General features: G+C 75.3%; 3 protein-coding genes and 1 pseudogene. 1 reads left to right on the forward strand and 3 read right to left on the reverse strand.

The window, feature by feature from the left end; translation table 11 throughout:
- Window positions 1-39 precede the first annotated feature (39 nt).
- Complete coding sequence (locus AC2W7G_RS13425; RefSeq protein ID WP_485868884.1) at window positions 40-921, forward strand: EAL domain-containing protein; 882 nt, start codon at window positions 40-42, stop codon at window positions 919-921.
- 60 nt (window positions 922-981) lie between these two features.
- On the opposite strand, the pseudogene AC2W7G_RS13430 reads toward AC2W7G_RS13425, so the two are convergent.
- The 3 genes and pseudogenes from AC2W7G_RS13430 to AC2W7G_RS13440 all read right to left on the reverse strand — a co-directional run.
- A pseudogene (locus AC2W7G_RS13430) lies at window positions 982-2,016 on the reverse strand (YibE/F family protein); the annotation flags it as partial.
- A gap of 165 nt (window positions 2,017-2,181) precedes the next feature.
- Window positions 2,182-2,376, reverse strand: coding sequence for a helix-hairpin-helix domain-containing protein (locus AC2W7G_RS13435; RefSeq protein ID WP_485868882.1), 195 nt, complete (start codon window positions 2,374-2,376; stop codon window positions 2,182-2,184).
- A 26-nt stretch (window positions 2,377-2,402) separates the two neighbouring features.
- Window positions 2,403-2,634 (reverse strand): GNAT family N-acetyltransferase (locus tag AC2W7G_RS13440; RefSeq protein WP_485868883.1); only part of this gene is annotated, 232 nt, incomplete at its 5' end.

Here is a 2,634-nt window from a genome sequence, read left to right on the forward strand (position 1 = left end):
CTGCGCGCCGCGCTCGCCCGGCGCCCGGAGCTGCCGCCCATGCGGTTCCTGACGGTCAACGTCTCGCCGGACGTGCTCAGCGCGCCGGAGGTGGCCGCCGTCTTCCGCGAGGCCGCGCCGCTGAGCGGGGTCGTCGTCGAGCTCACCGAGCAGCGCACGTTCGACGAGACCGAGGTGCAGGGCGAGCTCACCGCGCTGCGAGCGGCCGGTGCGTTCATCGCCATCGACGACACCGGGTCGGGCTACGCCGGCCTGCACCGCCTGCTCGTGGTGCGGCCGCACTTCATCAAGCTCGACCGCGGCCTCGTGGCCGGCGTCGACCGGGACGAGGGCAAGCGCGCCCTCATCGAGATGCTCGGCGTCTTCGGCAACCGGGTGGACGCCTGGCTGCTCGCCGAGGGCGTCGAGACGTCCGAGGAGCTCGAGGCGCTCATGCAGCTCGGCGTGCCGCTGGGCCAGGGCTACCTGCTCGGACGGCCGGCGGCCGGTCCCCAGGGACCCGACCGCGACGCCGTCGCCCAGGTGCTCGCGCACCACCGGCAGCAGGACACCGGCGCGCTCGGGCTGCTCGTCGAGCGGGTCCCAACCGCGGTGCACGTCGCCGGGGCGCGCGAGCTCGTCGACCGCGAGGACGTCGACCTCGTCGTCGTGGTGGATGAGGAGCACGCGCCCGTCTCGACCGTCGACGCGTCCGGGGACGTGCACCCCGTGCGCGAGTCCGGCCTGCGCCTGCGCCTGGACACCGCGCTGAGCGAGGCCGCCCGGCGCGCGATCGTCCGGTCGCCCGCGCTCCGCTTCCGCCCGCTCGTGTGCGTGGACGCGCAGGGGGCGCCTGGCCGGGATCGTCCGGATGGAGCGCCTCGTCGAGGCCCTCACCGACGACCCCGTCCCCGCCTGAGCGAGCGGGGACTCAGGCGGTGACGGCGTCCGGGCCGGCTCGGGGACGTCCTCCCCGCGGGGAGCGAGCAGCGCCGCGAACGCGGTGGTGATCGGCACCGCGAGCACCAGGCCGATCGCGCCGACGAGCGTCCGGGCGACCTCCGAGCCGATCTCCTCGCTCGTGGCCACCTGGGTGAGGCTCTGGCTGTACGCCGACACCAGCAGCAGGACGGTCATCGCCGAGCCGGCGTAGGCGAACACGAGCGTATAGACGCTGGACGCGATGTGGTCGCGGCCGATGCGCATGGCCGACGTGAACAGGCGCGTGCGGCTGGCGCCCGGCTGCAGCGCCCGCATCTCCCACACCGCGCTGGCCTGGGTGACGGTGACGTCGTTGAGCACGCCGAGCCCGGCGATCACCATGCTGGCCGCGACGATGCCCGACAGGTCGGCGCCGGTGGCCACGGCGGCGAGCAGCCGGTCGTCGTCCGAGGCGATGCCGGTCAGGTTCGACCAGTCGGTCGCCCAGGCGCCGAGCACCGCGGTGAGGGCCAGGCCGACGAGCGTCCCGAACAGCGCGGACGTCGTGCGGATCGAGACGCCGTGGGCCAGGTACAGCACCAGGATCATGATCGCCGTCGAGCCGACCACCGCCACGAGCAGCGCGTGGCCGCCGGCGAGCAGGGCGGGCATGACGAACGACAGGAGCACCACCAGCGTCACGCCGATGCCGGCGATGGCGAACAGGCCGCGCCAGCGGGCCACGGCCACGACGAGCAGGCCGAACACGACGGCGATGGCGGCGAGCAGCAGCCCGCGCTCGAAGTCGTAGAACTCCCAGGTCGTGGGCTGGCCCGGCGGGGCGATGCGCAGCACCTGGATCTCGTCGCCCGTCCTCATCCCGGACGCCCAGCGGGTCGGGTCGAGGGTGAACGTGGCCTTCTCGCCGCCGGCGTCGGCGGTCACCTCGGCACAGTCGCCGGCCACGGCCTGGGTCTGGTCCGGCCCGAGGCCGTCGGCGTTGCAGTCGAAGGGACGCACGTCGGTCACGACGGCGGCGACGCGTGACACGCCTTCGGCGGCGTACGGGTCCTGCGCGTGCGGCACCTCGTCGTCGGACGGCCACAGCAGCACCATGGCGACGACCGTCACCAGGGCGATGAGGCCGACGACCGCGGCGAGGGCGCGCGCGAGGGTGCGGCGCGGCGGGTCGGCGGGGAGCGTGGAGGCGTGGGAGTGGCTGTGGCTCACGGCCCCGATGGTGCCAGGTCGGGCCGGGGGTCGTCCTGCCGCGCCGACCGGTCAGCCGGCCAGGGCGAGCCCGTGGGCGTCCAGCGCCTCGGCGAGCACGCGGACGGCCTTGGGCCCGACGCCGTGCAGGGCGAGCAGCTCGGCCCGGGTGTGCCCGGCGACCTGCTCCAGGGTCGTCCAGCCGGCCGCCTCGAGCGCCCGGGTCGCGGGAGCGCCGATGGCGGACGGCAGCGGGTGCGTCGTCATGGCCGGGACGCTAGCCGGGCGGGCGGTCAGAGGGCCAGCTTCATGCCCTCGTGGGACGCGACGAAGCCGAGCCGCTCGTAGAAGCGGCGGGCGTCGGTGCGCTGCTTGTCGGTGGTGAGCTGCACGAGGGTGGCGCCGCGCTCGCGTCCGTGCTCGACGGCCCAGCCGATCATCGCGCTGCCCAGACCGGTGCCGCGGTGGGGAGGCGGCCACGCGGACCGCCTCGACCTGCAGGCGCAGCGCCCCGCCGCGCGACAG

The sequence above is a fragment of the Aeromicrobium sp. PFPM2_SD2 genome (assembly GCF_057364525.1).

Excerpts from the sequence above, each read along its gene's own strand:
- AC2W7G_RS13425 (WP_485868884.1), top strand. The coding sequence starts at position 40 with ATGCGGTTCCTGACGGTCAACGTCTCGCCGGACGTGCTCAGCGCGCCG.
- AC2W7G_RS13435 (WP_485868882.1), bottom strand. The coding sequence starts at position 2,376 with ATGACGACGCACCCGCTGCCGTCCGCCATCGGCGCTCCCGCGACCCGG.